Annotated in this window: 1 protein-coding gene; it reads left to right on the top strand. The window is 30.6% G+C overall.

Going from position 1 to position 1,175, the window contains the following annotated elements; all coding sequences use genetic code 11:
• Window positions 1-213: 213 nt before the first annotated feature.
• Window positions 214-1,175: IS256 family transposase (locus HG1285_RS18005; RefSeq protein WP_008289593.1), on the top strand; the 962-nt coding region annotated here is incomplete at its 3' end.

Raw genomic sequence — 1,175 nt, 5'->3', positions numbered from 1 at the left:
AAACTATAGCTAAAGCATATCTCAATGCGTTATATTTGCTATATCCTTTTGTTTCCTCTGTAGTCTTTCAATCTATCTCTTACCTTGAATGTAATCCTTCATTTCTGTTTGTCTTACCAAATTTACTTACTTTATGTTGTTTCCTGTTTAGCCAGTGGGAGTAATAAAAAAAATTGTGTAAAACTAAAAATAAAAACAGGAGGTAAAGATAAAATGGCAAAAAGAAAAGAAACTGAGTTAGAAAAATTAGCAATGCAGTTTGCACAATACCTTCAAAAAGAAAAACAGGAAGGTAAATCCCTTCCTCTTTCAATGATAATCCAACAAATCATCAATGCAATAATGAAACACGAACGACAAATATATCTTAACCAAGATGTAGACAACTATGCAAACGGTTATTACGATAGAACCTTAGGATTAACCTTTGGAAAACTAAACCTTAAAATCCCAAGAGTTAGATACGGCAATAAATTCTATCCATCATTACTTCCTGAAAAATGGAAAAGAGTTGATAAAGAATATGAAAATCTATTACTTGCCCTGCTTTCTAACGGATACTCAAAAGCAAAAATAAAACAAACCCTAAAAAAATTAGGTCTACCTTACTGTGAAGAAGATATGGAAGATATATTAGACCTTGTATATCAGCACCTACAAGCTTATAAAAACAGCATATTACCAGAAGAAATTTTTGCAGTATTTATAGATGCGTATCATGCAAAAATGAGAGATGAAAACGAAAAACTAACAAACATTAGCATATATTTAGCAGTAGCAATAGACATGGAAGGATACAAACAAATCCTTGGATACTGGATAAAAAAAGGAAAAGAAAACAAAAGCTTTTGGATAGAAGTATTTCAAGATATGATATCAAGGGGTTTAAAAAAAGTATCTATATTTGTATCAGATGATTTTAGTGGGCTTACAGATGTGGTAAATCAGTTTTTCCCATACTCAGACCACCGGCTTTGCTGGACACATATGAAAAGAAATTTAAGAAGGAAATTCAGTAAAAGAGAATATAGTCTTTTAAATAAACATTTGACCTTTGTAAAAGAAAGTTTAACAAAGGACGAGGCATTAGGACACTGGGAAAACTTTTTAAAAGAGCTTTCAAATTTAAATCCTTCTTTATCAAAGCAATATGAGAAAAAATCGGAGAATTATTT

The organism is Hydrogenivirga sp. 128-5-R1-1, assembly GCF_000171895.1.
Note: the sequence above shows the minus strand (reverse complement) of the source record. Positions and strands in the feature narration are given on the sequence as shown.